Source organism: uncultured Roseobacter sp., assembly GCF_947493125.1.
In the GTDB taxonomy this organism is placed as follows: domain Bacteria; phylum Pseudomonadota; class Alphaproteobacteria; order Rhodobacterales; family Rhodobacteraceae; genus Roseobacter.
In genome coordinates, this window is record NZ_CANLQB010000008.1 from 198,496 (window position 1) to 224,554 (window position 26,059).

The window sequence follows — 26,059 nt, forward strand, 5'->3', positions numbered from 1 at the left end:
TATCCTTTGCCCGTTCAGGCCGCCTTGACGTCGTTGGTGTTGAGTTCATGGATCGAGGCCGCGAGCTTGGCGATTTCGCGGCGCAGCGGGTTCTTTGCGGCCGCCTGCGCCAGAGGCATGCCATGGTCGGCGCCCTGCGTGATCGGCTTGCCGCCGTCGGGCAGATGCACGTCGATGGAGATACCGAGGCTCTCGGCCATGCGCTTCACGCGGCTCTTGCCGCTCAGATCGGTGAATTTCGGCCCGCGGTTCATCACATAGCGCAGCTTTTCGACCGGCAGCTCCTCGGCCTGCAGCGCCCGCTTGAAGCGCAGGGTGTTCTGGGCCGAGCGCATGTCCAGCTCGACGGTCGCAAAATAGACGTGGGCGGCGCTCAGCACCGCTTCGGACCAGGTCACCAGCGTCGAGGGCATGTCGATCACCACATAGTCGAAGTGCCGCCGCGCCATATCCAGCACGCGATTGACATCTTCGGAGGTTATGATGTCCAGCGGCAGCATCTCCATGGGCGCGGTCAGGACCTGCAGTTTGTCCTGGAAGGTCAGCAGCGACTGGCCGAAGATCTCGTCGTCCATGCCTTCGGTGTCGGAGAGCATGTCATAGACCACCTCGCGGCGCGGCAGATCGAGATAGGTCGCCACGGCGCCATACTGCAGGTCGAGATCGAGAATGCAGACGCTGGGGGCGGTGTCCTTGTCGGCGGTGGCAAGCTCCCAGGCGAGGTTGACGGCCAGCGTGGTGGCACCGGTGCCGCCGGCCAGCCCGTGCACGACGATCACGGCACCCTCTTTCTGGTTCTGTGCGTGCAGCGTCGTCCCGCCCGCCGCGGCCAACAGCGCCTCCTGCGCGCGGACCCGTTCGATGGCCTCGCCCAGCTCGTTCTCCGGCAGCGGGTAGGGAACGAATTCATCCGCCCCCTGACGCAGCAGCTGGTGCAGGGCTGCGGGTGTCACGTCTTCGGCGATCAGGATCACCTTGATGCCGCGCGCCTTGGCCTGGGTGATGATTTCGCCCATCAGGGGCAGGTTGTCCTCGTCGGTCTCGTCGAGCGCGAGGGCGATGAACTCGAGCGCCTGCGCCTCGGGCTGTTCGAAAAAGGCAAGCGCCTCGGCAAAGCCCAGATCACCCCAGTTCTCGCCCAGGGCAAGCTCCATGTCTTCGATCAGCAGATCGAAGTTCTGGACATCGCGGCTGACCGTGCAGGCCACGATGAGTGATGGTTCCGATTGCGGCAGCGTGCTCATTGCCTCGTCTTCCTTTGTTCAAGGACGACGCAGAGCACCGGAGGATTGTTTCTGATGTTACCCCAAAGTCCCCTGCGACCGTCCCTCTCCAGCGCTGTGGCTGGACGTAGGTGTCCCATTGGAGGGAAAGTCGCAGTGAACTTGGGCGAGATTAGGGCCTAATCCGCCCAATTGTTGGGTATCTCGACACAATAACCGATCTGAGGCCGATTTGTGGGAGCAGTGCCCGCGCGGGCTCTACTCGGCAGTGGCTTCGGTGACGGTGATCGCCTGACCAGCGCTGTTCACGTAGTCACGGTAGATGATCCGCGCGTAGCGGCCATCGAGCTGGCCATCGCAATGCACGCGGTAGACGGGCCGGCGGGGCGTGCTGGCGGGGTCGACCACGACCACCGGGTCGCCCGCGGTGCCGCCAATCTTGGTGCCGCCAAAGGCGCCGCTGCGGCCATTGGGGAAGCAGACCTGTGCGATCATGTTCTGCATGGTGGCATTGCCGAATTCGCCATTGTCGAGCTGGGCACCGGCTTCGCGGAACCATTTGCCGCCGCCGCTGCCCTGTTCGCCGCAGGCGGCCAGAGCCGCGAGGCCGGTGAGCAGGGCGAGGGCGCGCAGTTTGCCTGAGGTCAGCTGTGTCATCGTCTCACTCCATCACATAGCCGTAAGAGCCGCTGAAGTCCTGTTTGGCCACCTCGCCCAGCGCTCCGCTGGCGGGGGCGCCGCCCGAACGGGCGGTCCGACCGAAGAGGAACAGGTCCTGCTCGGTGGGCGGTTTCACCCGATCCGTCGGCAGGGCCAGCGCTTCGCCGCGGGTCGGGCTGACCAGATGCGCGGTGATGATGATCACCAGCTCGGTCTGGCTGCGCTGGTATTCGGCGCTGCGGAAGAGCGCGCCGAGCACGGGGATATCGCCGATCCAGGGCAGCTGTGAGGCCTGGTCGGTGAAATCATCCTGCAGCAGTCCGGCGATGGCAAAGCTCTCGCCGTCCCGCATTTCGACCGTCGTGGAGGTTTCGCGGCGGGTGAAGGCATCGAGTTCGAAGCCGCCGCCGAGGCTGATCCCGTTGGCCGGGTCGATGGCGGAGACCGCCGCGGAGAGCTGCAGGTTGATCAGGTCGTTGTCGACCACGCGTGGCACGAAGTTCAGCTCCACGCCGAAGGGCTTGAAATCGACGCTGATGGTGTCGTTGTCCTGTGCGATCGGCACCGGGTACTCGCCACCGGCGAGGAAGTTGGCCTCTTGCCCGGAGAGGGCGACGAGGTTGGGTTCGGCGAGCGTGCGCACGGCCCCCTTGGTTTCCAGCGCTTCGAGCAGCAGGCCGATCTGGACCGAGCCGAGGCTGAAGCCGACGCTGGCGACACCGGCGGCATCGGTGACGTTGGGCAGTGAGCCGCCGCCGCGCAGGTTGGTGTTGTTGGGGTTGGTCGTGGCAAGCCCGGTGCCGAGTGCCGCATCGGAGCCGCCGATGGCAAGCGAGGAGCTGAGCGATTTGGAGACGGTGCGGTTCATCTCGGCGAAGCGCACCTTGAGCATCACCTGCTGGATGCCGCCCACGCTCATCAGGTTGGAGACGCGGTCGGGCGCGTAGCGCGCGGCGAGATCCAGCGCCTTTTGCAGCCGCTGGCTGCTGGAGACCGTGCCCGAGAGCACGATGCCGTCATTGGCGGTGCGCACCTCGATGTTTTCACCCGGCAGGATCTGGCCCAGCCGTTCCTTGAACTCGGTGACGTCGGGCGCGACGCGCACCTCGACGTTGGTGATCAGCTGCCCCGCCGCATCGAGCAGCGTCAGCGTCGTCATGCCGGGGGTCTTGCCCAGCACGTAGATGCTGCGGTCCGACAGCGAGGAGATATCCGCGATGCCGGGGTTCGCGATGCTGAGTTCGGCGAAGGGGATTTCGCTTTCCACCACCACCGCGCGGTTCATCGGGATGGCCAGCGTCCGGTTGGTGCCCTTGGTGACCACGCGGAGCGTGTCGGCCTGTGCGGAGATCGGCGCGGTGAGCGCCAGTGGCGACAGGCTGACCGTCAGCCCCAGAAGGGCCGCTTTCAAGAATCCATTCATGTGCATGTGACCTGCCCTTTTTGATCACGCCTCGGTTCCGGGTCTTAATGCCCGCATAAATTGTACTGTGCGTCGGTTTTGATTTTTTTGCAAGAATCAAGGGGTTCTGCACTGGCCTTTATGTGGATAAATGGCAACAGGCGCAAAAAAGACAGGCGCCGCGGGGACGCGACGCCTGCTGTAATCTGTTGGTTTTGCTTCAGTTTGTGCAGGGGATCGGGATTGCCACGACCTCGGCCCCGCGGCGTGTGCGGATGCTGCATTCGCGCTGTTTTTGCACCTTTGGCTTCGGGGCCGCCTGTTTGAGGCCGAGCAGGGAGACCTGATCCACCTGGATTTCGCTCAGTTCGGTGTCATCGCCGATCCCCACAAGCGCGAGCGACAGCGTGCCTGTCGACTGGGCCTGGGCGAGCGCGGCCACCTGTTCGGGGCGCACCGCGACGGTCACCGTGCGGGCGATGCGCGCGCCAGAGAGGGTCTCGTCGTTCTGGTCGACCGCGATCAGCTGGATGGAGGTGTCGATCAGCTGTGTGACATCCTCGCTCCCGTTGGCGGTCTCGACCCGGCCGGTCCAGTAGACATCCACCCGGTCGCCCGGGCGCAGGAAGCCGGAGACGCCGCTGGCCACGTCAACGCGGAGGGCGAAGGCGCGCATGCCCTTCTCGAGCCGCGTGGTCAGGCCGATGTCCTCGCCGGGCTTGGTGACCTTCACGGCCATCACCGGCTCGTCCACTTCCATCGGGCGGACGATGCGCCGCGGCTCGTCGGTGTCTTCGGGGAACAACGCCTCGAGCGTGTTGAACGTGCCCTGGGGCAGGGAGGTCTGAGGCCAGGCGACGGCGCGCACGTCCTCCTTGGCCAGTGTCTCGCCGTACTTCAGGCTGCGCGTGGCCACATAGACCGTCTGGGTCGGAACCACCTGTTGCTGGTTCTGCTGGGCGCGGGCCAGCTCGGCCTGATAGGCGCCGATGTAGTTTTTGGCCATATAGACCGCGCCGCCTGCAAGGGCGACGCCAGCCAGAAGCACCAATCCGAATATCATTCGCATAATCTCACACCTCGTGTCTCGATGGCACCGTCCGCAAACGGAGTGTTTGGAGACCAAGATCGCCCGTGATTGTGGCGATTTCGCGGTCAGGCGGTGTCGGCGCGGTGGTTTTCAACCGGATTGCGCAACAATCGCGCGAAATGGTCGGGCTGTGGCCAATCGGCCCGGGCGGCCTCTCGCGCGGATGGAAAAAGCCGCCCCCAGTCAAGGGGAGCGGCTTCGAGTACAGTGCGTTGCGCAGGGTTACTCTGAGGGCAGACCGATCTCTCCAACGACCTGGGAGCCGAGGAAACTGTCGGTTTCCGCCGTCAGACCGGATGAGCCGGCCTGCAATTGAATAACCAGCAAGGTTGCCAATCCAACCACTGCGGCGGTCAAGACCACCCAGTCTACAGTTACAGCCCCGGCCTCGTCTTCTTTGAAATTCTGAAACGCTTTCAACATGCGACGTGCTTTCAATTTGGGAACCTGTCAGGGGTCCGGGTAAAAGAAGGGCCGCGTTCACGCGAATGAAGCGGCCCCCATATTTGAGTTCAGACTGTCGTGCCTGAGTGCTTACCCGCCAGGAGCAGGATCCACCGGCTCTTCTTCGCCGCCACCTGCGCCGCCGATGTTGCCGACTTCCTGCACGCCCAGGAAGGACGATGTGTTGTTGGTCAGGGTGGTTGCACCGTTCTGGATGGAGCCGTAGGCCGCGATGGCCAGGCCCACAACGGCTGCGGTCAGCACGACCCAGTCAACCGTAACGGCACCGTCTTCGTCTTTGCGGAAGTTCTTGATAAAGTTCATCATTGCATGTCCCTCCAAAGGATCACTCGATTGCATTTGCTAACCTTGCCGTCCTCCGAGCCTTCTCTCTCACTCTCGCAACAGGCTCGTCCGACTTGGTATGGAGCCATATAGCCAAGGGATTGGGGCATGATTTTGGCGGCAAATGTGACTTTTGCGGATTCGGCGGCGAAAACCGCTGGAAAAATCACAAAGCACTGATTTCAAATGAAAAGAAAACCTTCCCCTGTTTACATTTCATTAAAGAGACCCCTGAATGTGGCAAAATCGCCGTGCTCTTGTCGCGGAGTCACTGGTCTGGGCGGGCGTTCTCTGCAATGCTGAGCCCATAAGAACGCAAAAAATGCGAGCAGTTCAGATGTGCAGGCTTCTCCTGAGCGTGGTTCTGGCCACGGCGCTCTCGGTGCCGGGTGTGACGGCGGATACGCCGCGGCCCTTTCCCGTCTTCGAGGCCAAGCGCATCGGCGTGCCGCAGCTGGGCCAGAAGCGGATCACCGTGCAGATCGACCCCGACGCGCAGAAGGCGGCGCTGGCGGTGCCGGAGCCTGTGGCACCGGATCCGCAGAGCGATGCGCCCGCCCCGGCTCGGCCCGTCGGGCAGTACAGCTGGTTCTGGGACAAGGTGTCGCCCTCGATCTTCGACGTGCAGCCGGGGCGGCTGGACGCGATCATGGATGTGATCACCGGCTCCGGGCAGATCGCGGCGCCGCGGCTGCAGCATATGCAGAGCATCGCCCAGGCCAATGGGCGGCACATCCTCGCATCGACGGTGGGCACACAGGTGTCGCCGGCGCTGGTTCTGGCGGTGATCTCGGTGGAATCGGCCGGCGAGGTCGAGGCGGTGAGCCGGGTGGGGGCGCAGGGTCTGATGCAGCTGATGCCGGCCACGGCGGCCCGGTTCGGTGTGACCGACAGTTTTGCCGCTGCGGAGAACATTGCAGGCGGGGTGAAATATCTCGACTGGCTGATGCGCGAGTTCGGAGGTGATCCGGTGCTGGTGCTGGCGGGATACAATGCGGGCGAGGGGTCGGTGCGGACCCATGACGGGGTGCCCCCCTTCGCCGAGACCCGGGACTATGTGCCCAAGGTGCTGGCCGCCTTCCAGGTGGCGCGGGGCCTGTGCCTGACGCCGCCGGAACTGATCACCGATGGCTGCGTCTTTGCGGTGCTGAAGTAGCGCGTCGGGACGAATGCCGGGCACTTGCCTCTGAGCCGGACCGCCCGGCGGTTTTCGCCGGGCCGCGCCCGACCCCCCTTCGATGGGGGGTGAGGGCGCTGACTGTCCGGTCTCGCACGGGGTGTGGGTGCCTGCGGGCCTCTCAGACGTTGAACACGTCCGCCCAGTCCGGGTGCTTGCGCCGCTGGGCGTTCACGAAGGGACAGAGCGGGACGATCTTGAACCCCTCGGCGCGCGCATCCTCGACCAGCCGGATCACCAGCGCTTCCCCTGCGCCGGTGCCGCGCAGCGCCTCGGGCACGGCGGTGTGATCGGCAATCACCGTTTGCGGCGAGAGGATGGAATAAGTCAGATCCGCCTCATGCCCGTCGCGGACCAGCACATAGCGGCCCTTGGCGCCCTCGACGACGCGGGTGATCGGATCAGACAAGTGTCGCCTCGGTGGCGGCGCGCAGTTCCTCTTCCGTCACGCCCTCGGCGGTCTCGACGATCTTCAGCCCGCCCTCGACCACGTCGAGCACGCCGAGGTTGGTGATGATCCGGTCGACCACACCCTTGCCGGTGAGCGGCAGGGTGCAGTCTTTCAGCAGCTTCGACTCGCCGTGCTTGTTGGTGTGGTCCATGACAACGATGACGCGCCCGACGCCGGCGACGAGGTCCATCGCCCCGCCCATGCCCTTGACGAGCTTGCCGGGGATCATCCAGTTGGCGAGATCGCCGTTCTCGGCCACTTCCATGGCACCGAGGATGGCGGCGGCGATCTTGCCGCCGCGGATCATGCCGAAGCTGGTGGCGCTGTCGAAATAGGAGGTGCGGCGCAGCTCGGTGATGGTCTGCTTGCCGGCGTTGATCAGGTCCGCGTCCTCTTCACCCTCCAGCGGGAAGGGGCCCATGCCGAGCATGCCGTTTTCGGACTGCAGGGTGATGTCCTTGTCGCCCACGTAGTTCGCCACCAGCGTCGGGATGCCGATGCCGAGATTGACATACATGCCGTCTTCCAGTTCCTCGGCCGCGCGGGCGGCCATTTGATTGCGGTCCCAAGGCATCAGGTGATCCTATTCTGTGATGGAAGCGCCCGCAGGCACATCGATGGTGACAAAACTGCCCGCAGCACCCCGGCCAAGCTGCAGCGTGCCCTCCAGCCCCTCGATCAGGCCGTTCACGATGCGGCCGCCGACGGTGGAGGGGTTGGGCCAGGACATGGTCTGCGGGATGCCGACGCCGTCGTCGGAGACGGTGACGCGCAGCCCGCCGGCGCTGAGCTGCGACATGCGCACCTCGACGAGCCCGGTGTCGATCCGCTCGAAGGCGTGCATGAAGGCGTTGGTCAGCACTTCCGAGACCACGAGGCCGACGCGGCTGGCCGTCTCGATGGGCACTTCCAGCGGATCGATCTGCATGTTGAGGCGAATGCCGGAGCGGCCATAGACATGGCCGATGGCGCAGCAGAGCCGCGACAGGTAGCTCGCCATCTGGATATGGTCGCGGTTGGAGTGCTGATCGGAGAGCTTCATCTCTTCGTAGAGCAGCTGCAGCGTCTCGATCCGGCGGCTGAGCGCGGCATATTCGGCGGGCACCGAGGTGGAGTTCGACTGGTGCCGGATCATGCCGATGATCATCGACATATCGGTCTCGACCCGGTCCTGGATCTCGGTCAGTTGCGCGTTGATCTTCTCGGGCGCGCTGCCGCGCTCTTCTTGGCGCAGCTCCTTCTGCACGCCGACAAAATACTGCACCTCGCCCGCGTCATCGCAGATCGGCGCGATCACGAGGCGGTTGAGGAAGGGCTCGCCATTGGCGCGGTAGTTCAGAATGTCGGTGCTGACGGATTCGCGGGCCTCGATCCCGCGGCGAATGAGATCGACCGCTGCCTTGTCCGTCTCCTCGCCCTGCAGGAAGCGGCAGTTGCGCCCGATGGCGGCGCTGCGGGCAAAGCCGGTCTGCCGGGTGAAGGCGTGGTTCACATAGACGATCGGGTTGTCTTCCAAGTGCGGGTTGGTGACCACCATCGACACCTGCGTGCGGCTGAAGCCCTCAAACGCCAGGTCCTCGACCAGATCTTTATCAACGGTGTCTGCTGCCATCGTCGTCACTCTACGCTGCGCGCGTGGTCCTTTGTTCGATGCGTTTTTCATGTGCGCCCTGGACGATCCGGTGCACATAGATGCCCGGAAGATGGATCGCATCCGGGTCGAGCGTGCCCAGCGGCACGATTTCTTCGACCTCGGCCACGCACACCTTTCCGCACATCGCCGCCGGCGGGTTGAAGTTGCGCGCGGTTTTGCGGAACACAAGGTTGCCCGAGGGATCCGCCTTCCAGGCCTTCACGATGGAAAGATCCGCGAAGATGCCGCGTTCGAGGATATAGGTCTCCTCGGCGCCGTCCGGTCCCGTGGGAAACTCCTTGTGCTCCTTGCCCTCGGCGATCACCGTGCCGACGCCTGTCTTGGTATAAAAGCCGGGGATCCCGCAGCCGCCCGCGCGCATGCGCTCAGCCAGCGTGCCCTGCGGGTTGAACTCCAGCTCCAGCTCGCCGGAGAGATACTGGCGCATGAATTCGGCGTTTTCCCCCACATAGGAGGAGATCATCTTCTTGACCTGCTTGGTCTGCAACAGGATGCCAATGCCAAAGTCGTCAACGCCCGCATTGTTGGAAGCGAAGGTGAGATCCTTGGTGCCGGCGTCCTTGATCGCCTGCAACAGCAGTTCAGGGATGCCGCAGAGGCCAAACCCGCCTGCCGCGATCAGCATGCCGTCTCGCAGCACACCATCCAGCGCCGAGGACGCCGTGTCGTAAATCTTGGTCATGTCGCTCCCTTGGTCCGGGCAGATTGTCCGGAGGCTTTTGCAGGCCGCGTGGCGGTCGGACTACAGATTCCACCTGATTTTCCGCGCGAGTATAGACACAGTTTGACATTGGTCAAACCGGTTTGGGCCTGTGCCGGTGCGTGCGGATGGATTTCACGCAGCGCGTTGCGCTGTCACGATTTCTTGGCCGCCGCGGCCTTCTTGGCAGGGGCCTTTTTCTTGGCGGGCGCCTTGCGCCGCCCCTTGCCTTTTTTCGCGGCCTTTTCCTCGATCAGCTGCGTGGCCGCTTCGAGCGTCACGTCGTCGGGTTCGGTGCCCTTGGGCAAGGTCGCGTTGATCTTGTCCCACTTCACGTAAGGGCCGTATTTGCCCTCCATGATCGCGATGGGGCCGCCCTGATCCGGGTGCTCGCCCAGCTCGCGCAATGTCTTGGCGGGCGCACCGCGTCCGCCGCGGCTGGCGACCTTTTCGGCCAGAAGCTGCACGGCGCGGTTCATACCCACCGTCCAAACTTCGTCGATGCTTTCCAGGTTGGCGTTGGTGCCGCCGCGTTCGGAGGTGGAGGCCGCGTGTTTGATATAAGGACCATACCGCCCGATATTGGCCCAGACCATGACGCCATCTTCGGGGTGCGGCCCGATTTCGCGGGGCAGGGAGAGCAGCATCACCGCCTGCTCCAGATCGACGTTTTCGGGGGGCCAGTCCTTGGGGATCGACTGGCGCGGCGGCTTCTTGTTGTCCTCGGTGACTTCGCCGCGCTGGACGTAAGGCCCAAAGCGGCCTTTGTGCACGTAGATCTTGTCGCCCGCGTCCTCGCCCAGAAGCTTGCCTTCGGGGGGGATGCCGCTGTCGTCCTCCTCGCCCGGAGGGCCGAATGCGCGTGTGTAGCGACACTCGGGGTAGTTTGAGCAGCCGATGAAGGCGCCGCCGGAGCGCGCGGTGCGCATGGAGAGCCGCCCCGCGCCGCAGTTGGGGCAGAGCCGCGGGTCGGTGCCGTCCTCGGTGGGCGGGAAGAGATGCGGCTCCAGCACCTCGTTGATCTTCTCCAGCACCTCGGTGATGCGCAGATCCGCCGTCTCGGCGATGGCGGCGGAGAAATCGCGCCAGAAGCGCCGCAGCACCTCTTTATATTCGGCATCGCCCGCGCTCACATCGTCGAGCTCGTTCTCCAGCTCGGCAGTGAAGCCGTAGCCCACGTATTTGCGGAAGTAGTTTTCCAGAAACGCGGTGACGAGGCGGCCCTTGTCTTCCGGGATCAGGCGATTCTTGTCCTTGCGGACATATTCACGGTCCTGGATCGTGGTCACGATGGAGGCATAGGTGGAGGGGCGGCCGATGCCGAGCTCTTCCATCTTCTTGACCAGCGTGGCCTCGGTATAGCGGGGCGGCGGCTGGGTGAAGTGCTGCTCCGGGTTCACGGAGCGCTTGTCCATTGTGTCGCCCTCGTCGATCTGGGGCAGGCGCTTGTCGTCCTCGTCCACCACATCGTCGCGGCCTTCCTCGTAGACCCGCAGGAAGCCGTCGAAGAGCACCACCTGGCCGGTAGCACGCAGTTGCACCTGGCCATCGGCGCTGCCCACATCGACGGTGGTGCGCTCCATCCGGGCGGCTTCCATCTGGCAAGCCAGCGTGCGCTTCCAGATCAGATCATAGAGCCTGCGCTGGTCGGCGTCGGAGGTTTTCAGGTCCTCCGCCTTGGTCATCATGTCGGTGGGGCGCACACACTCGTGGGCCTCCTGCGCGTTCTTGGCCTTGTTCTTGTACATGCGCGGTTTGTCGGGCACGTACTCTGCCCCGTAGAGCGTCGTGATCGCGTCGCGCGCGGCCTGCACGGCTTCGGGCGCCATGTCGATGCCATCGGTCCGCATATAGGTGATGTAGCCCGCCTCGTAGAGGCGCTGGGCCGTCGACATCGTCTGCCGCGCGCCCATGCCGAATTTGCGGCTGGCCTCCTGCTGCAGCGTCGAGGTCATGAAGGGCGCGGCGGGGTTGCGGTTGGCGGGCTTGGCCTCGACCGACTGCACGGTGAGATCGCGGCTGGTGATCGCCTGCACCGCCATTTCGGCCTGGGTCTGATTTTCGATGTCGAATTTGTCGAGCTTCTTGCCGGCGAGCACCGTGAGCCGCGCCTCGAATTCCTGCCCGCGTGGTGTCGCGAGCAGTGCCTTCACCGACCAGTATTCGCGGTTGCGGAAGGCCTCGATCTCCATCTCGCGCTCGACGATGAGCCGCAGGGTGACGGATTGCACGCGGCCTGCGGATTTGGCACCAGGCAGCTTGCGCCAGAGCACCGGCGACAGGTTGAACCCCACCAGATAATCGAGCGCGCGGCGGGCGAGATAGGCCTCCACCAGCGGCATGTCGACCTGGCGGGGGTTTTCCATCGCCTCGGTCACGGCCTTCTTGGTGATCTGGTTGAACACGACCCGGGAGACGGGCGTGTCCTTCTTGATCGACTTCCGCTTGGTCAGCGCTTCCTGCAGGTGCCAGGAGATCGCCTCGCCCTCGCGGTCGGGGTCGGTGGCGAGGATCAGCGCGTTGTCGTCCTTCAGCGCATCGGCGATGGCCTTGACGTGTTTTTTGCTGTCGCTGGCGACCTCCCAGAGCATGTCGAACTCGTTCTCGGGGTCGACGGAGCCGTCCTTGGGCGGCAGGTCGCGGACATGGCCATAGGAGGCCAGAACGGTGTAGTTGTCACCCAGATAAGCGTTAATTGTCTTGGCTTTAGCCGGCGACTCAACAACAACGACTGGCATGTACTCGGGCACCTCTGGGTAAAAATCTTCACGTCTATGGCTAAGGCAGATGTGGTGTGCAAGCGGGTTTGTCAATCTGCGCGCGCATCTGGTGGGAAAAAACAGGCCCCGCTCAGCGCGTGGGCGCGAGGGTGTCCGGGGCGGGGCGGTCGTGCGCGGTGCGGGCGGGTGCCGAAGGCGGGCCCGGCATGGGCGGCGGGGCTCAGGCGCGGGACAGCAATCCACCCGAGCGCCGGGTGATCTTGCCATCCATTTCCAGATCGAGCAGGGCGGGGGCCACATCCGCGGGCGCGACGGCCAGATCGCGGATCAGCTGGTCTTCGGCCACGGGCGCGGGGCTCAGACGCGACAGGATCTGGCGGTGCAATGCGGCGATCTCGCGCAGCGTCTTGTTGGTCTTGGGCGCAGGCTTGACCGCTGGTTCCAGGGGCAGCTCAGGCGCGTCGCCGCTGAGCGGCGTGAGCGCCTCGAGCACATCGGCGGCCGAGCGGATGAGCGTGGCGCCCTCGCGGATCAGCTGGTTGCAGCCGGCGGCGCGTGCGTCGAAGGGGTGGCCGGGCACGGCAAGCACCTCGCGGCCCTGGTCGAGCGCATCGCGGGCGGTGATCAGGCTGCCGGACTTGGTCGCAGCCTCGACAACCACGGTGGCGCGGCTGAGCCCGGAAATGATGCGGTTGCGGCTGGGAAAGTGGCGCGCCGTGGGCTGCAGGCCCATGGGCTGTTCGGAGAGGCGCAGGCCGGTGTCGGCAATCCGGTGCGCGAGATCGGCGTTCTCGGCGGGGTAGATCACATCGACGCCGCCCGCCTGCACCGCGATCGTGCCGGTGGGCAGGGAGGCCTCATGCACAGCCGTATCGATGCCGCGGGCGAGACCGGAGACGATGATATAGCCCTCGGCGCCCAGATCGCGCGCCAGCGCCTTGGCCATGCGCGTGCCCAGCGAGGAGGCGTTGCGCGCGCCCACCAGAGAGATCATCGGGCGCTGCAACAGCTCGGGCGCGCCGATGGCCCACAGGAAGGGCGGCGCATCCTCGAGCTCGTCCAGAAGGTCGGGGTAGGCGGCGGTGCCCTGCAAGATCAGGCGGGCGCCTGCGGCGCGGGCCGCCTTGAGTTCCGCCATCACGACGCCTTCGGGGCAGATTTCATAGTTCTCGACGCCGGCGGCGCGCGCTACCTCAGGTAGCGCGGCCAGCGCGTTCTGCGCCGTGCCGTGTTCAGTCAGCAGTCGTTTATACGTCGTTAAGCCAACCCGGCGGGATCGTAAAAGACGGAGGCGAGAAAACTGTTCGTCTTCCGAGGTGGGTGGGAGTGGGGGGTGAGTGGAAGAAGGATTGTGGTCCTTTTCAGTCATCCGCGTCTCCGTCTCTTACAGGAATCAGAATTAAGGGGAGATGGTTAACAACCGGTGAACAAACCCCGTCAAATCGTATCGCTATTTATGGGGAGGCGCGCCCGGATCAGGACGCCGAACCCCCCACTGTCAGCCCCCCGATCATCAACGTAGGCTGGCCCACGCCGACCGGAACCCACTGGCCGTTCTTGCCGCAATTGCCCATGCCGGGGTCGAGCGCCATGTCGTTTCCGATGGCCCGGATGTGCTTGAGCGCGGTGGCGCCATCGCCGATCAGCGTGGCCCCCTTGACCGGCGCGCCGACCTTGCCGTTCTCGACGCGGTAGGCCTCGGTGCAGGAAAAGACGAACTTGCCGTTGGTGATATCGACCTGCCCGCCACCAAAGCCCACGGCGTAGATGCCATCCTTGAGATCGGCCAGGATGTCGCCCGGGTCGCTGTCTCCGCCGAGCATGTAGGTGTTGGTCATGCGCGGCATGGGGGCGTGGGCATAGCTTTCACGCCGCCCGTTGCCGGTGGCCGGAACCCCCATCAGCCGGGCGTTCTGTCGGTCCTGCATGAAGCCCACGAGGATGCCATCCTCGATCAGGGTGTTCTTGCCCGAGGCGGTGCCCTCGTCGTCGATGGTGATGGAGCCGCGCCGGTCGGGGATGGTGCCGTCGTCGAGCACGGTCACGCCGGGGCTGGCGATGCGCTGCCCCATGAGCCCGGCGAAGGCCGAGGAGCCCTTGCGGTTGAAATCCCCTTCGAGCCCATGCCCGATGGCTTCGTGCAGCAGGATGCCCGGCCAGCCGGGGCCGAGCACCACGTCCATCACGCCCGCGGGTGCGGGCACGGCCTCGAGGTTCACGGTGGCGATGCGCAGCGCTTCGCGGATCTTGGCCTGCCAGTCCGCGGGGTCGAGCATGCCGTCGAGGCCGATCCGCCCGCCGCCCCCGACGCCCCCCGACTCGCGGCGCCCGTCCTGTTCGACGATCACCGAGACATTGACGCGGGTCATCGGACGCACGTCGCGGAAGGTCTGCCCGTCGGGACGCAGGATTTCAACCTCCTGCAGGCTGGCGGCGATGGTCGCCGAGACCTGAACGACGCGTTTGTCCAGGTCGCGGGCGTAGGCATCCATGGCGCGCAGGGTCTCGACCTTCACCGGGAAGGCCGCGCCCGCAATGGGATCGTCATCGGTGTAAAGCCGCGTGTTGGTTGGGTGTGGCGCGTCGGCCAGCGTCCCGCCGCCTTCGCCCACGGCGAGGCGAGCGGTCTCGGCAGCCCGCTTGAGCGCGGCTTCGGACAGTTCGGTGGAATGGGCATAACCTGCGACCTCGCGGCAGACCGCGCGCAGCCCGAAGCCCTCGGAGGCGTCGTAGCTCGCGGTCTTGAGCCGCCCGTCATCGAAGACCAGCGCCTCGGAGCGGCGGCGCTCGAGAAAGAGCTCGCCATCATCGGCGCCGGCGGTCGCCTCGCGCAGGATGCGCAGGGCGGCGTCCCGGTCCAGCGTGTCGGTGAAAGGCCGGAAGGCGGCATCGGACATGGGGCAATTCCTCCAGAGCGCGGTGAAAAGTGGTGTCAGCGTCTCTATGACGCAAGCTGAACTCTTTATCTCGTCGTCAGAATATGATTGTAAGAGCGCAGATTACAATGTGCGGTCTGGTGCGCAGACCTTTCCCGCACAGGCAAGACACCACATGATCCCAAGATCAGGACGACACATGACACGTTTCTTCACTCTCTCAGGTTTGCTGGCGGGGCTTGCCGCGACCACGGCGCAGGCACAGGATACGCTCGAGATTATCGGGGCGCCGGTCGACGGCAAGATGGGGTTCCAGCCCGCCGCGACGGAGCTGGCGCGCGACCTGCAGTGGCTCGACGGCATGATTCTCGTGATCATCACGGCGATCACCCTCTTCGTGACCGGGCTGATCGCCTGGGTGGCGATCCGCTACAACGCCAAGCGCAACCCGGAGTCGGCCACCTTCACACACCACACGCCGGTGGAGGTCGCCTGGACGGTAGTGCCGATCGTGATCCTGGTGTTCATCGGGGCGTTTTCGCTGCCGGTGCTGTTCAAGCAGCAGGAAATCCCGGAGGCGGACATCACCATCAAGGTGACCGGGTATCAGTGGTATTGGGATTATGAATATGTGGACGAGGGCTTTGAGTTCTCCAGCTACATGATCGGCGCGCCCGCCACGGGGGGCACAAACCAGAAATCACCCGAGGTGATTGCGCAGCTGGAAGAGGCGGGCTTTTCGGAAGAGGAATTCCTGCTGGCGACAGACACCTCCGTGGTAATCCCCGTGGGCAAGACCATCGTCATGCAGGTGACGGGCGGTGACGTGATCCACGCCTGGACCATTCCGGCCTTCGGCGTGAAGCAGGACGCGGTGCCCGGTCGTCTGGCCGAGCTGTGGTTCAAGGCCGAGCAGGAAGGCGTCTACTTCGGTCAGTGCTCGGAGCTCTGCGGCCTGAACCACGCCTATATGCCGATCACGGTCAAGGTCGTGTCGGAAGAGGCCTATGCCACGTGGCTGGAAGAGGCCCGGGAAGAATACGCGGGTACCCCGAGGACCCGTGTGATCGCTTCGAACTGACAGGTTGGGCGGGCTTTCAGGCCGCCCCTTCCCTCACAGCACGCAGGGCGCATGAATGGCGGACGCTAGCTACACAAGCACACCACAGGACTACGACACGCAGCTGGGCGATTACTTCGCCCTCATGAAGCCTCGCGTCATGTCGCTCGTGGTCTTCACCGCGCTCGTCGGCCTGCTGGCGGCGCCGGTGGCGGTGAACCCCGTGGTGGCCTTCTGCTCCATCCTCTTCATCGCCATTGGCGCCGGCGCCTCGGGGGCGCTGAACATGTGGTGGGATGCGGATATCGACGGGGTGATGCAGCGCACGGCGAAGCGGCCTATCCCGTCGGGCCGGGTGCCCGCGGGCGAGGCGCTGTCGCTGGGCATCGCGCTGTCGGGTCTCTCGGTGATGATGCTGGGGCTGGCCGCCAACTTGCTGGCCGCCGCCTTGCTGGCCTTCACGATCTTCTTTTACGCCGTGATCTATTCGATGTGGCTTAAACGCGCGACACCGCAGAACATCGTGATCGGCGGGGCTGCCGGAGCCTTCCCGCCCGTGATCGGCTGGGTTGTCGCCACGGGCAGCGCGTCCCTCGAGGCCTGGCTTATGTTCGCGCTGATCTTCATGTGGACCCCGCCGCACTTCTGGGCGCTGGCGCTCTTCATGAAGTCCGACTACAACGATGCGGATGTGCCGATGCTGACGGTGACGCATGGGCGCAAGGTCACCCGCCTGCACATTCTTGGCTATACGGGTCTGCTCGCGCTGCTTGCCGTGGGCACTGGCCTCAGCGCCGTCGGCGGACCTCTCTACTTGGCCGTTGCCGTGATCTTCAACGCGCTCTTCCTGAAGGGCGCGGTGGAGATCTGGTGCCGGGATGAGGTGCAGGCCGAGGCCGACGGATATGCGGTTGAGAAAAAGGTGTTCCGCCTGTCGTTGTGGTATCTTTTTGCCCACTTTGGTGCGATCCTGATCGAAGCGATGATGCGCCCCTTTGGCCTGGGAGGCTGGTAAGCCATGACGTTCCGCCCCGAGCATGAACTGCACACCCGCCGCAGGGGCCGCAATGTGGGCGTCGGCCTGCTGCTCGGCGGCTTTGTCGTTCTGGTCCTGGCCCTGACCGTGGCCAAGGTGACCAGTGGAGATTTCGAACTGCCCAAAGCAGAGGAGCTGTCCCAGTAATGGCCCTGACCGGACCCGCGAAGACCGTTGCCCAGACTGTGAGCCTGGTCGTCGTCATGGGCGGCCTCGCCTGGGCCTCGGTCCCCTTCTACGACTGGTTCTGCCGGGTGACGGGATTCGGCGGCGTGACTGGTGTGTCAGAGGTCGCACCGGATGACGTGCTCGACCAGACGATCACCGTGCGCTTCGACGGCTCGCTGCACAGCAATATGGCCTGGGAGTTCACGCCGGTAGAGCGCGAGATGGAGGTGCGCATCGGCGAGACAGGCCTCGCCTTCTATGAAGCCTACAACCCGACAGACCGGCCCATCGCAGGCTCGGCGAGTTACAACGTGACGCCCTATCAGGCGGGTGGCTTCTTCAACAAGATCCAGTGTTTCTGCTTTGAAGAGCAGGTGTTGCAGCCCGGAGAGCGGGTGCAGATGCCGGTGACCTTCTATGTGGACCCGGAGATCGTGGACGACCGTGACGGCAAGTTCATCCACACCATCACGCTCTCCTACACTTTCTACGAAATCGAGCTGCCAGAGGGGTACGCCTCGCTGGAGCAGACTGACCAATCCTCAGACACAAGTCTGAACTGACCACCATAAGGCAAGGGACGACGCCATGGCCCATGAAAAGAACCACGACTATCATATTCTGAACCCCTCGATCTGGCCGCTTCTGGGTGCGCTCGCGGGCTTCATCATGCTCTTCGGCGCTGTCCTCTGGATGCAGAACGTCACACCCTGGATGTTCTGGATCGGCTTTGTCGGTGTGCTCTACGTCATGTTCGGCTGGTGGGCCGAGGTGGTCGCTGAGAGCCGCGTGGGCGATCACACTCCGGTGGTGCGGATCGGCCTCCGCTATGGCTTCATCCTCTTCATCATGTCGGAGGTGATGTTCTTCGCGGCCTGGTTCTGGAGCTTCTTCAAGCACGCCATCTATCCGATGAGCGAATACGCGGGCACCGAATATGTGCAGCCCGAGATCTACCATGTGGATGCCTTCCACCTGCCGCTGATCAACACGCTGGTGCTGCTGCTGTCGGGCTGTGCCGTCACATGGGCGCACCATGCGCTGGTGCATGGCGGGCCGCGCAAGGATGTGATCAATGGCCTCGGGATCGCCGTGGTTCTGGGCGTCGCCTTCACCGTTCTTCAGGGCTACGAGTACTCCTATCTGCTCTATCAGGGCTGGGAGTTCGGGGGCGACAAGTTCTTCTCCAACTTCTTCATGGCGACCGGCTTTCACGGCGCCCATGTGATCATCGGGACCATCTTCCTCGCGGTCTGCTGGTTCCGGGCGATGAAGGGGCATTTCACGGCTGAGAAGCACATCGGCTTCGAGGCGGCAGCCTGGTACTGGCACTTCGTCGATGTGGTCTGGCTGTTCCTGTTCTTTGCCGTCTACATCTGGGGTGTGGGGCAGATGCCCAGCGCGCACTAGGCGCCTGCACCAAGAAAAGAGCAAAGCGCGCGGATTCCGCGCGCTTTTCATTTTGAGAGGGGTTTGAGCGCGCGATGCGGCTGTGGTTCGGGGTGATCGTTGGGGTGATCGGGGTGGGCATCCTTCTGTCGCTGGGCCTCTGGCAAGTGCAACGCCTGGCCTGGAAAGAGGACCTGCTGGCCCGGATCGAGCGCGAGATTTCCGCGGATCCGGTTCCCCTGCGCGCGACGTTGGAGCCGGAGCTGCGCCGTTACAGCCCGGTCACGGTCAGCGGAACGTTCGATGTCGATGCGGAACCCATCCGCATTCTCGCCTCGCGCAAGACCGTGGGGGCGGTCTATCGCATCATCCGACCGTTTCAGGCCGAAGGCTACGGACGCATTCTGGTGGACACCGGCTGGATCGTGGATGATGCGGGCATGCCTTCCGCGCCTGCGGACGAGCAGATCACGCTGGTGGGCAACCTCGACACGCCCATTGAGGCGGACGGGTTCACGCCTGCGCCCGATCTGGAGGGCAACATCTGGTTTGCCCGTGACGTGCCCGAAATGGCGCGGGCGCTAAGCACGGAGCCCGTGCTTGTCGTTCTGCGCGACGCGCCGGAAACAGACCTTGGCGTGACGCCCTGGCCGGTAGACACGGCTGGTATTCCGAACGATCACCTGCAATACGCCATCACGTGGTTTTCCCTAGCGCTGATCTGGGGGGCCATGACCGTGTATTTCCTGCTGCGCACTCGGCGCAGCGCGCGCTGAGAGGGACGAGCGATGCGCTATATCTCCACCCGTGGCACGGCCCCCGTGCTGAATTTCGAAGAGGCGATGCTGACCGGGCTCGCACGGGACGGCGGGCTCTATGTGCCCGAGGTGATCCCGCAGATGAGTGCGGGGGAGATCGCGCGGCTGGAGGGGCTGAGCTATGAGGCGATTGCCTATCGCGTGATGCGGCCTTTCGTGGGCGATGTCTTCACCGACGAAGACTTCGAGGGGATTATCGAACGGGCCTATGCGGGCTTTGGTCATGCCGCGCGCGCACCGCTGGTACAGTTGGATCAGGGGCATTTCCTGCTGGAGCTCTTCCACGGGCCCACGCTGGCCTTCAAGGACTTCGCGATGCAGCTGATCGGGCAGATGTTCCAGACAGCGCTCGGGCGCAAGGGCGAGCGGGTGACGATTGTGGGCGCGACCTCCGGCGATACCGGGTCGGCCGCCATCGAGGCGTTCCGGGGGCTCGATAATGTGGATGTGTTCATCCTCTACCCGCATGGGCGCATCTCGGAGGTGCAGCGGCGGCAGATGACCACGCCCACTGAAAGCAACGTGCACGCGCTGGCGATGGACGGCGATTTCGACGACTGCCAGGCGCGGCTGAAGGACATGTTCAACGATTTTGCCTTCCGGGACGGGGTGAGGCTGGCGGGGGTGAATTCGATCAACTGGGGCCGGGTGCTGGCGCAGGTGGTCTACTATTTCTCCGCCGCGGTCTCCGTCGGCGCGCCGCACCGCCCGGTCAGCTTCACCGTGCCCACGGGCAATTTCGGCGATATCTTCGCGGGCTACATCGCCAAGCGCATGGGGCTGCCGATCGACAAGCTGGTGGTGGCGACGAACCAGAACGATATTCTCGACCGCTGCCTGAGAGGGCAGGGGTATCATAAAGGCGAGACCGTACCCTCGATCAGCCCGTCGATGGACATTCAGGTCAGCTCCAACTTCGAGCGGGCGCTGTTTGATGCCTATGACCGCGAAGGTCCGGCCATCGTGCAACTGATGGACGAGCTGAAGGCCGGTGGTTTCGAGGTCAGCCAGGGGGCGATGCAGGTGTTGCAGTCGCACTACCTGTCGGGGCGCGCGTCCGAGGAGGAGACCATGGCGACCATCGCGTCCGCGCTGAAGACGACGGGCGAATTGCTCTGTCCGCATTCCGCTGTTGGCGTGAAGGTGGCGGAGGACCATCGCGTGACCGGCACGCCGATGATCACGCTGGCCACCGCGCATCCGGCGAAGTTTCCTGACGCAGTGGAACAGGCGTCGACGCAACGGCCCCCCTTGCCCCCGCGTATGGCAGACCTGTATGAACGCGCGGAACGGGTGAGCCGGGTGCCGAATGACCTTGCAGCGCTCACCGCGCATATCAAAGGGCACAGAGCTGCGTGACACTGAACCAACACCGCCTGCCGAACGGCTTTCGCATCGTTACCGAAGAAATCCCCGGCCTCGCTTCGGCTTCTGTCGGCGTCTGGGTGACGGCGGGCGCCCGGCACGAGACACCCGAGCAGAACGGGATTGCGCATTTCCTCGAGCATATGGCCTTCAAGGGCACCAAGCGCCGCACGGCCCTGCAGATTGCCGAGAGCATCGAGGATGTGGGTGGCTATATCAACGCCTACACCAGCCGCGAGGTCACGGCCTATTACGCGCGGGTGTTGCAGAATGACGTGCCGCTGGCGCTGGATGTGATTGCCGACATCCTGCTCAACCCGACGCTGGAGGAGGCCGAGATCGAGGTGGAGCGGGGCGTGATCCTGCAGGAGATCGGTCAGGCGCTCGACACACCGGACGACGTGATCTTCGACTGGTTGCAGGAGGAGGCCTATCCGGATCATCCCATGGGTCGGACCATCCTGGGGCCGTCGGAGCGGGTGGCGCAGTTCACGCGCGCCGATCTGCAGGGCTTCATTGCACAGCATTATGGGCCGGAGCAGATGATCCTCTCCGCCGCCGGTGCCGTCGACCATGAGGCCATTGTCAAGCTGGCCGAGGAGTTGTTCGGCGGCATGGAGGCCCGGCCGGTCTTTGACGCGGATGCGGCGCGGTTTCTGGGCGGTGAGCGGCGGCAGCCGAAGGCGCTGGAGCAGGCGCATTTCGCGCTGGCGTTTGAAAGCCCCGGCTATCGCGAGGACAGTATCTATACCGCGCAAATCTACGCATCAGCCCTGGGCGGTGGCATGTCGAGCCGTCTGTTTCAGGAGATCCGGGAAAACCGCGGGCTCTGCTATTCGATCTTCGCGCAGGCCGGCGCCTATGCGGACACCGGCATGACGACGATCTATGCCGGGACCAGCGCGGACCAGCTGCCACAGCTGGCGGAGATCACCATCGACGAGATGAAGCGTGCGGCCAGCGACATGTCCCCGGCGGAAGTCGCGCGGGCACGCGCGCAGATGAAGGCGGGGCTGCTGATGGGGCTTGAGAGCCCCTCGACCCGGGCGGAACGTCTGGCGCGGCTGGTGCAGATCTGGGACCGGGTGCCGCCGCTGGAAGAGACTGTTGCGATGATCGACGCGGTGACCACGGGTGATGTGCGCGAGTTTGCGGAAGGCATGGCATCGGCGGCCCCGGCGGCGCTGGCGCTCTATGGGCCGATTGACGCCGCACCGAGCCTCGCGCAGTTGCAGGAGCGTCGGGTGGCGTGATGCTGCGCGGGTTTCGCAAACTCCGCATCGAGACCGAACGCATGACCTTGCGCCCGCCGATCCACTCGGATTTCCGGGCCTGGACCGGCCTGCGATCCCAAAGCAAGGATTATCTGACCGCCTGGGAGCCGAGCTGGGCGAAGGATCACCTCACGCGCAAGGCCTTCACCAACCGGGTCTATTGGGCGCAGCGGTCGGTCTCCGGGGGCACGGCGCTGCCGCTCTTCCTGATCCGGCGAAAGGACGATGCGCTGCTGGGGGCGATCACGCTCGACAATATTCGTCGCGGGCCGGCGCAGTCGGGCACCCTGGGGTATTGGACCGGTGAGCCGTTTGCGCGGCAGGGGTACATGCGCGAGGCGATCACGGCGCTGGTGCATTACGCCTTCACCCAGCTGGATCTGAGCCGGATCGAGGCGGCCTGCCTGCCGGAGAACGCCGCCTCGCGCGGGCTGCTGGAGCGGTCGGGGTTCAAATACGAGGGCGTGGCGCAGAGCTACCTGCAAATTGACGGGCGCTGGCGGACCCATGTGCTCTATGCCGCGTTGCGCGGAGATCGACGGGGCAAGACCGACGCGGGATAGTGGGCGTCTCCGCCTTGGGCGGATGAAGCTGCGTGCCCTGGACGACGAAGGCGAGCGGAGCCATCCGTTTGGTCGGTTTGGCGGCAGTCGACACAGATCGCGCGGGCCGGGCCGTGAAAAACCTTCTGGGAATCGGTGGGTTCACGCTAGGTTTGGGCCGTGGGAGGTCGCCATGCTCATTCGGGTTTTCATTGCTCTTTTTCTGTTCGCACAGGTCGCGGTCGCGCAGGAGCGCACGCCGAGCCATTGTATCGCGCTCGCCGAGGCGCCGGGGCTTGAATATGTGGTGCCCGCGAGCCTTGGGCCGGTGGCCGAGGAGACGGTGCGCATTCACTACATCACGCACGCCAGTTTTCTGATCCGAAGCCATGGCGGGCTGAATATGGTCACGGATTTTACCGGCTTCACCGGCTCGGCACCGCTGATCCCGGATGTGGTGACCATGAACCACGCCCATGACACCCATTGGACGGCGAACCCGGACCCGGCCATTCCGCATGTGCTGCCGGGATGGGGGCTGTTTGGGGAAGGCATTTCGCATCACCTCGATCTGGGTGAGGTGCTGGTGCGCAATGTCTCCACCGATATCCGCTCGCAGTTTTCGGGCGTTGAAGAGAACGGCAATTCGATCTTCGTCTTTGAGCTCGCGGGGCTCTGCGTGGGGCATCTGGGGCACCTGCATCACGAGCCGGATGCCGAGCAATATGCCGCCTTGGGGCGGCTCGATGTGGTGATGGCGCCGGTCGATGGCGGCTATACGCTGGATCTGCCGACCATGATCCGGGTGCTGAAGCGGCTGCGGTCCTCCGTGGTGATCCCGATGCACTGGTTTTCGCTCTATGGGCTCGATGAGTTTCTGGCGGGCATGGCGGATGAGTTTGCGGTGGTCGAGGTGGGTGGGCCCGCGCTCGACATCTCGCTCGACCGGTTGCCGGGGCGGCCCACGGTGATGGTGTTGCGCCCGCAGTTGCTCAGCGAGTAGGCCCCTTGCATCGGTCCGCGCGGCGGGGGATCAAGGCGCATGGACCTCAATTCCGCTGATTCCGAGTTCGAGACGCTGTTGCGTGGGGCCTTGCCCGACGATGCGGTGAAGAGGTCCGAGGCGCGCTATCTCGAAGAGCCGCGCGGGCGGTACCAGGGGCGCGAGACGCTGGTGGTTCTGCCGCGTTCGGTGGAGGAGGTGGCGACGGTTGTGCGGCTGGCCGGGCAGGCGCGTGTCGGCGTTGTGGCCTATGGCGGCGGCACGGGGCTGGTGGGCGGGCAGATCTCGCCCGAGGGGCCCTTGCCGGTGATCCTGTCGCTGGAGCGGATGGCAGCGATCCGGGGCGTCTATCCGCAGGAAAACGTCCTGATCTGTGAGGCGGGAGCCGTGCTGGCGGATGTGCAGGCGGCGGCGGCGGCGGTAGACCGGCTTTTTCCCTTGTCTCTGGCGTCGGAAGGCTCGGCGCGCATTGGCGGGAACCTGGCGACGAATGCGGGTGGGACGGCGGTGCTGCGGTATGGCAATGCGCGCGGGCTCTGTCTGGGGCTGGAGGCGGTGCTGCCGGATGGGCAGATCTGGCATGGGCTGAAGCGGCTGCGCAAGGACAACACCGGCTATGACCTGCGCAACCTGCTGATTGGCTCAGAGGGCACGTTGGGGGTCATCACGGCCGCTGCGCTGAAGCTGAGCCCGCAGCCCGCAGCCCACGGCACGGCGATTTTTGTGGTGCCTTCACCTGCGGCGGCGCTGGAGCTGCTGGCGCTGGCGCAATCGCAATTGGGCGAGCTGGTGAGTGGGTTCGAGCTGATCAGCGGGCAGGGGCTGGCGTTTCTGGCCGAGACGGTGCCGGAGGTGCGGCAGCCGTTTGAGGAGCCGCCTGCATGGTCGGTGCTGATCGAGGTTGGTCTGGTGGCGGGGCTGGAGCCGCAGGGAGCCCTGGAGCGGGTGTTTCTGGCGGCGTCCGAGGCAGGTCTGGCGCTGGATGGGGTGATTGCGCAGAGCGAACAGCAGTCGGCGGACTTCTGGTCGGTGCGGGAGCATATTCCGGAGGCCAATAAGCGGACCGGGGCCATTATTTCAAGCGATGTGTCGGTACCGCTTGGGGCGATCCCCGAATTCATCGAAGCGGGGCGGGAGGAGATTGCGAAGATCGGGGCGTTCCGCATCAACTGTTTTGGCCATGTGGGCGATGGCAACCTGCATTATAACGTATTTCCTCTGCCCGGCGGGCGTGCGGCGGACCACGCCAACCAGCGCGCGGCGTTGCAGCGGGCCGTGCATGATCTGGCGCATCGCTTGGGCGGGTCGGTCAGTGCCGAGCATGGGGTTGGGCGGCTCAAGGTGGACGATCTGGAGCGCTATGGCGATCCGGCGAAACTGTCGGCCTTGCGCGCGATCAAGGCGGCGCTTGATCCGCTGGGCATCATGAACCCCGGCGCGGTCCTCCGAAAATGAGGCGCTGACGCGCCACACGATGTTTTTCAAATCCCTCCGGGATTTGGTTGGCTTCAGAGGCCGTCGAAGGCGCAGAGGGCGTGTACGTCCATACCCATGGTTTCGAGCTTTTTGCGCCCGCCCAGATCGGGCAGGTCGATGATGAAGGCACAGGAGACGATCTCGCCGCCCAACCGTTCCAGCAGTTTGATCCCGGCCTCGGCCGTACCTCCGGTGGCGAGCAGATCGTCGACGACGAGGATTTTTTCCCCCGCGCTGATGGCGTCATCGTGGATCTCGACGATGGCTTCGCCGTATTCGAGTTTATAGTCTTGGCTGATCGTGGTGCCGGGCAGCTTGCCTTTCTTGCGGATGGGCACGAAGCCCACGGACAGTTGGTGCGCAATGGCCCCGCCGAGGATGAACCCGCGCGCTTCCAGCCCCACCACCTTGTCGATTTCCAGCCCCGCGTAGGGGTGCAGCATCTGGTCGATGGCCATGCGGAACCCGCGCGGGTCGGCGAAGAGCGTGGTGACATCGCGGAACATGATGCCTTCGTGGGGGAAGTCGACGATGGTGCGGATGTAGTCCTGGACGGTTTTCATGTGGCTCTCCGGAGGGTGGCTGTGAGCACGCCCATGCCCACCAGGGTGGCACCGCCCGCGCGGGTGAGCCAGGCGATGACGCTGGGGCGGTCGATGGTGCGGCGCATACGGTCGGCGAGCAGCGCGTAGGCGAGCGCGTTGAGGGCGGCAAGAGTGCAGAATGTGGTGATCAGGATGGCGAACTGCGGCAGGAGCGGGGTGTCGGGGCGGATGAACTGCGGCACGAAGGCGATGAAGAAGGCGATGGATTTGGGGTTGAGTGCCGTGACGGCGGCTGCGTGACCAAACACGCCGCGCGCGTTGACCTCGGCCTTGGGCATGGCGAGCCCTCGGGACGGGGCGGAGCGGATCAGTTTGATACCAAGCCAGACGAGGTAGATCGCGCCAAGCCATTTCAGAATTGTGAAGAGCGTGGCGGAGGCCAGAACCAGCGCTCCGAGACCCGCGAGTGACGCGCTCATCGCGATGAAATCGCCAAAGGCAACGCCGCCTGCGGAGGCCACGGCGACGGACCGGCCCTTGCTGAGCGCGTAGCTCAGAACAAGCAGCACCGTCGGGCCGGGGATGAGCAGCAGCGCGGTGGAGGCCGCCACGAAGGCGAGCCAGAGATCGAAGGACATGAG

27 protein-coding genes are annotated in these 26,059 nt (G+C 64.7%); 12 read left to right on the plus strand and 15 right to left on the minus strand.

The window, feature by feature from the left end:
* Positions 1-14: 14 nt before the first annotated feature.
* The 6 genes from Q1A71_RS18190 to Q1A71_RS18215 form a co-directional block, all read right to left on the minus strand.
* Positions 15-1,244 carry an AAA family ATPase gene (locus Q1A71_RS18190; protein WP_299679687.1) on the minus strand — a complete coding sequence of 410 codons (1,230 nt, stop codon included), beginning with the start codon at positions 1,242-1,244 and terminating at the stop codon, positions 15-17.
* 237 nt (positions 1,245-1,481) lie between these two features.
* Positions 1,482-1,880, minus strand: coding sequence for a hypothetical protein (locus Q1A71_RS18195; protein ID WP_299679690.1), 399 nt, complete (start codon positions 1,878-1,880; stop codon positions 1,482-1,484).
* A 4-nt stretch (positions 1,881-1,884) separates the two neighbouring features.
* Entirely contained in the window at positions 1,885-3,312 is a 1,428-nt protein-coding gene (locus Q1A71_RS18200) for a type II and III secretion system protein family protein (protein ID WP_299679693.1), read from the minus strand.
* A gap of 193 nt (positions 3,313-3,505) precedes the next feature.
* Complete coding sequence (gene cpaB, locus Q1A71_RS18205; RefSeq protein WP_299679696.1) at positions 3,506-4,354, minus strand: Flp pilus assembly protein CpaB; 849 nt, start codon at positions 4,352-4,354, stop codon at positions 3,506-3,508.
* A 243-nt stretch (positions 4,355-4,597) separates the two neighbouring features.
* Complete coding sequence (locus tag Q1A71_RS18210; RefSeq protein ID WP_299679699.1) at positions 4,598-4,798, minus strand: hypothetical protein; 201 nt, start codon at positions 4,796-4,798, stop codon at positions 4,598-4,600.
* Positions 4,799-4,909: 111 nt separating this feature from the next.
* Complete coding sequence (locus Q1A71_RS18215) at positions 4,910-5,146, minus strand: hypothetical protein (protein WP_299679702.1); 237 nt, start codon at positions 5,144-5,146, stop codon at positions 4,910-4,912.
* Positions 5,147-5,501: 355 nt separating this feature from the next.
* Between Q1A71_RS18215 and Q1A71_RS18220 the strand changes: the two genes are divergently transcribed.
* Complete coding sequence (locus Q1A71_RS18220) at positions 5,502-6,320, plus strand: lytic transglycosylase domain-containing protein (protein WP_299679705.1); 819 nt, start codon at positions 5,502-5,504, stop codon at positions 6,318-6,320.
* Between the two features lie 142 nt (positions 6,321-6,462).
* On the opposite strand, the gene Q1A71_RS18225 is transcribed toward Q1A71_RS18220, so the two are convergent.
* From Q1A71_RS18225 to tldD, 7 genes are all read right to left on the minus strand, one after another.
* Positions 6,463-6,750, minus strand: a complete 288-nt coding sequence (locus tag Q1A71_RS18225) for a GNAT family N-acetyltransferase (RefSeq protein ID WP_299679708.1) — start codon at positions 6,748-6,750, stop codon at positions 6,463-6,465.
* Positions 6,743-7,366, minus strand: coding sequence for a CoA transferase subunit B (locus tag Q1A71_RS18230; RefSeq protein ID WP_299679711.1), 624 nt, complete (start codon positions 7,364-7,366; stop codon positions 6,743-6,745). The genes Q1A71_RS18225 and Q1A71_RS18230 overlap by 8 nt, the downstream gene beginning before the upstream one ends.
* A gap of 9 nt (positions 7,367-7,375) precedes the next feature.
* Positions 7,376-8,404 carry a PAS domain-containing protein gene (locus Q1A71_RS18235; RefSeq protein WP_299679714.1) on the minus strand — a complete coding sequence of 343 codons (1,029 nt, stop codon included), beginning with the start codon at positions 8,402-8,404 and terminating at the stop codon, positions 7,376-7,378.
* A gap of 10 nt (positions 8,405-8,414) precedes the next feature.
* Positions 8,415-9,128 (minus strand): CoA transferase subunit A, encoded by a 714-nt coding sequence (locus tag Q1A71_RS18240; RefSeq protein ID WP_299679717.1) that lies wholly within the window; start codon positions 9,126-9,128, stop codon positions 8,415-8,417.
* A gap of 173 nt (positions 9,129-9,301) precedes the next feature.
* Positions 9,302-11,884, minus strand: a complete 2,583-nt coding sequence (gene topA / locus Q1A71_RS18245; RefSeq protein WP_299679720.1) for a type I DNA topoisomerase — start codon at positions 11,882-11,884, stop codon at positions 9,302-9,304.
* A gap of 202 nt (positions 11,885-12,086) precedes the next feature.
* Positions 12,087-13,235 (minus strand): DNA-processing protein DprA, encoded by a 1,149-nt coding sequence (dprA, locus tag Q1A71_RS18250; protein ID WP_299679723.1) that lies wholly within the window; start codon positions 13,233-13,235, stop codon positions 12,087-12,089.
* A 106-nt stretch (positions 13,236-13,341) separates the two neighbouring features.
* Positions 13,342-14,763, minus strand: a complete 1,422-nt coding sequence (gene tldD, locus Q1A71_RS18255; RefSeq protein WP_299679726.1) for a metalloprotease TldD — start codon at positions 14,761-14,763, stop codon at positions 13,342-13,344.
* A 178-nt stretch (positions 14,764-14,941) separates the two neighbouring features.
* On the opposite strand from tldD, the gene coxB reads away from it, so the two are divergent.
* From coxB to Q1A71_RS18310, 11 genes are all read left to right on the plus strand, one after another.
* A complete protein-coding gene (coxB, locus tag Q1A71_RS18260) occupies positions 14,942-15,823 on the plus strand; it encodes a cytochrome c oxidase subunit II (RefSeq protein ID WP_299679729.1) in 882 nt (293 codons plus the stop codon).
* A gap of 55 nt (positions 15,824-15,878) precedes the next feature.
* Entirely contained in the window at positions 15,879-16,817 is a 939-nt protein-coding gene (cyoE, locus tag Q1A71_RS18265) for a heme o synthase (protein WP_299679732.1), read from the plus strand.
* A 3-nt stretch (positions 16,818-16,820) separates the two neighbouring features.
* Positions 16,821-16,985, plus strand: a complete 165-nt coding sequence (locus Q1A71_RS18270) for a cytochrome C oxidase assembly protein (protein ID WP_299679736.1) — start codon at positions 16,821-16,823, stop codon at positions 16,983-16,985.
* Positions 16,985-17,569: a cytochrome c oxidase assembly protein gene (locus Q1A71_RS18275; RefSeq protein ID WP_299679740.1), complete on the plus strand. Its 585-nt coding sequence runs from the start codon at positions 16,985-16,987 to the stop codon at positions 17,567-17,569. The genes Q1A71_RS18270 and Q1A71_RS18275 overlap by 1 nt, the downstream gene beginning before the upstream one ends.
* A 25-nt stretch (positions 17,570-17,594) precedes the next feature.
* Positions 17,595-18,416, plus strand: coding sequence for a cytochrome c oxidase subunit 3 (locus Q1A71_RS18280; protein ID WP_299679742.1), 822 nt, complete (start codon positions 17,595-17,597; stop codon positions 18,414-18,416).
* Between the two features lie 74 nt (positions 18,417-18,490).
* A complete protein-coding gene (locus tag Q1A71_RS18285) occupies positions 18,491-19,171 on the plus strand; it encodes an SURF1 family protein (protein ID WP_299679745.1) in 681 nt (226 codons plus the stop codon).
* 12 nt (positions 19,172-19,183) lie between these two features.
* Positions 19,184-20,572, plus strand: coding sequence for a threonine synthase (gene thrC, locus Q1A71_RS18290; RefSeq protein ID WP_299679748.1), 1,389 nt, complete (start codon positions 19,184-19,186; stop codon positions 20,570-20,572).
* Positions 20,569-21,831, plus strand: a complete 1,263-nt coding sequence (locus tag Q1A71_RS18295; RefSeq protein WP_299679751.1) for a pitrilysin family protein — start codon at positions 20,569-20,571, stop codon at positions 21,829-21,831. The genes thrC and Q1A71_RS18295 overlap by 4 nt, the downstream gene beginning before the upstream one ends.
* Positions 21,831-22,415, plus strand: a complete 585-nt coding sequence (locus Q1A71_RS18300; protein WP_299679754.1) for a GNAT family protein — start codon at positions 21,831-21,833, stop codon at positions 22,413-22,415. The genes Q1A71_RS18295 and Q1A71_RS18300 overlap by 1 nt, the downstream gene beginning before the upstream one ends.
* A 172-nt stretch (positions 22,416-22,587) precedes the next feature.
* Positions 22,588-23,397 carry an MBL fold metallo-hydrolase gene (locus tag Q1A71_RS18305; protein ID WP_299679757.1) on the plus strand — a complete coding sequence of 270 codons (810 nt, stop codon included), beginning with the start codon at positions 22,588-22,590 and terminating at the stop codon, positions 23,395-23,397.
* A 39-nt stretch (positions 23,398-23,436) separates the two neighbouring features.
* On the plus strand, positions 23,437-24,852 hold the full coding sequence (locus tag Q1A71_RS18310; RefSeq protein ID WP_299679760.1) for an FAD-binding oxidoreductase: 1,416 nt from the start codon (positions 23,437-23,439) through the stop codon (positions 24,850-24,852).
* 53 nt (positions 24,853-24,905) lie between these two features.
* Here Q1A71_RS18310 and Q1A71_RS18315 read toward each other — a convergent pair whose 3' ends face one another.
* Both Q1A71_RS18315 and Q1A71_RS18320 read right to left on the minus strand, forming a co-directional pair.
* A complete protein-coding gene (locus tag Q1A71_RS18315; protein WP_299679763.1) occupies positions 24,906-25,436 on the minus strand; it encodes an adenine phosphoribosyltransferase in 531 nt (176 codons plus the stop codon).
* Positions 25,433-26,056, minus strand: coding sequence for a LysE family translocator (locus Q1A71_RS18320; protein ID WP_299679766.1), 624 nt, complete (start codon positions 26,054-26,056; stop codon positions 25,433-25,435). Before Q1A71_RS18320 ends, Q1A71_RS18315 begins: the two co-directional genes overlap by 4 nt.
* Positions 26,057-26,059 lie beyond the last annotated feature (3 nt).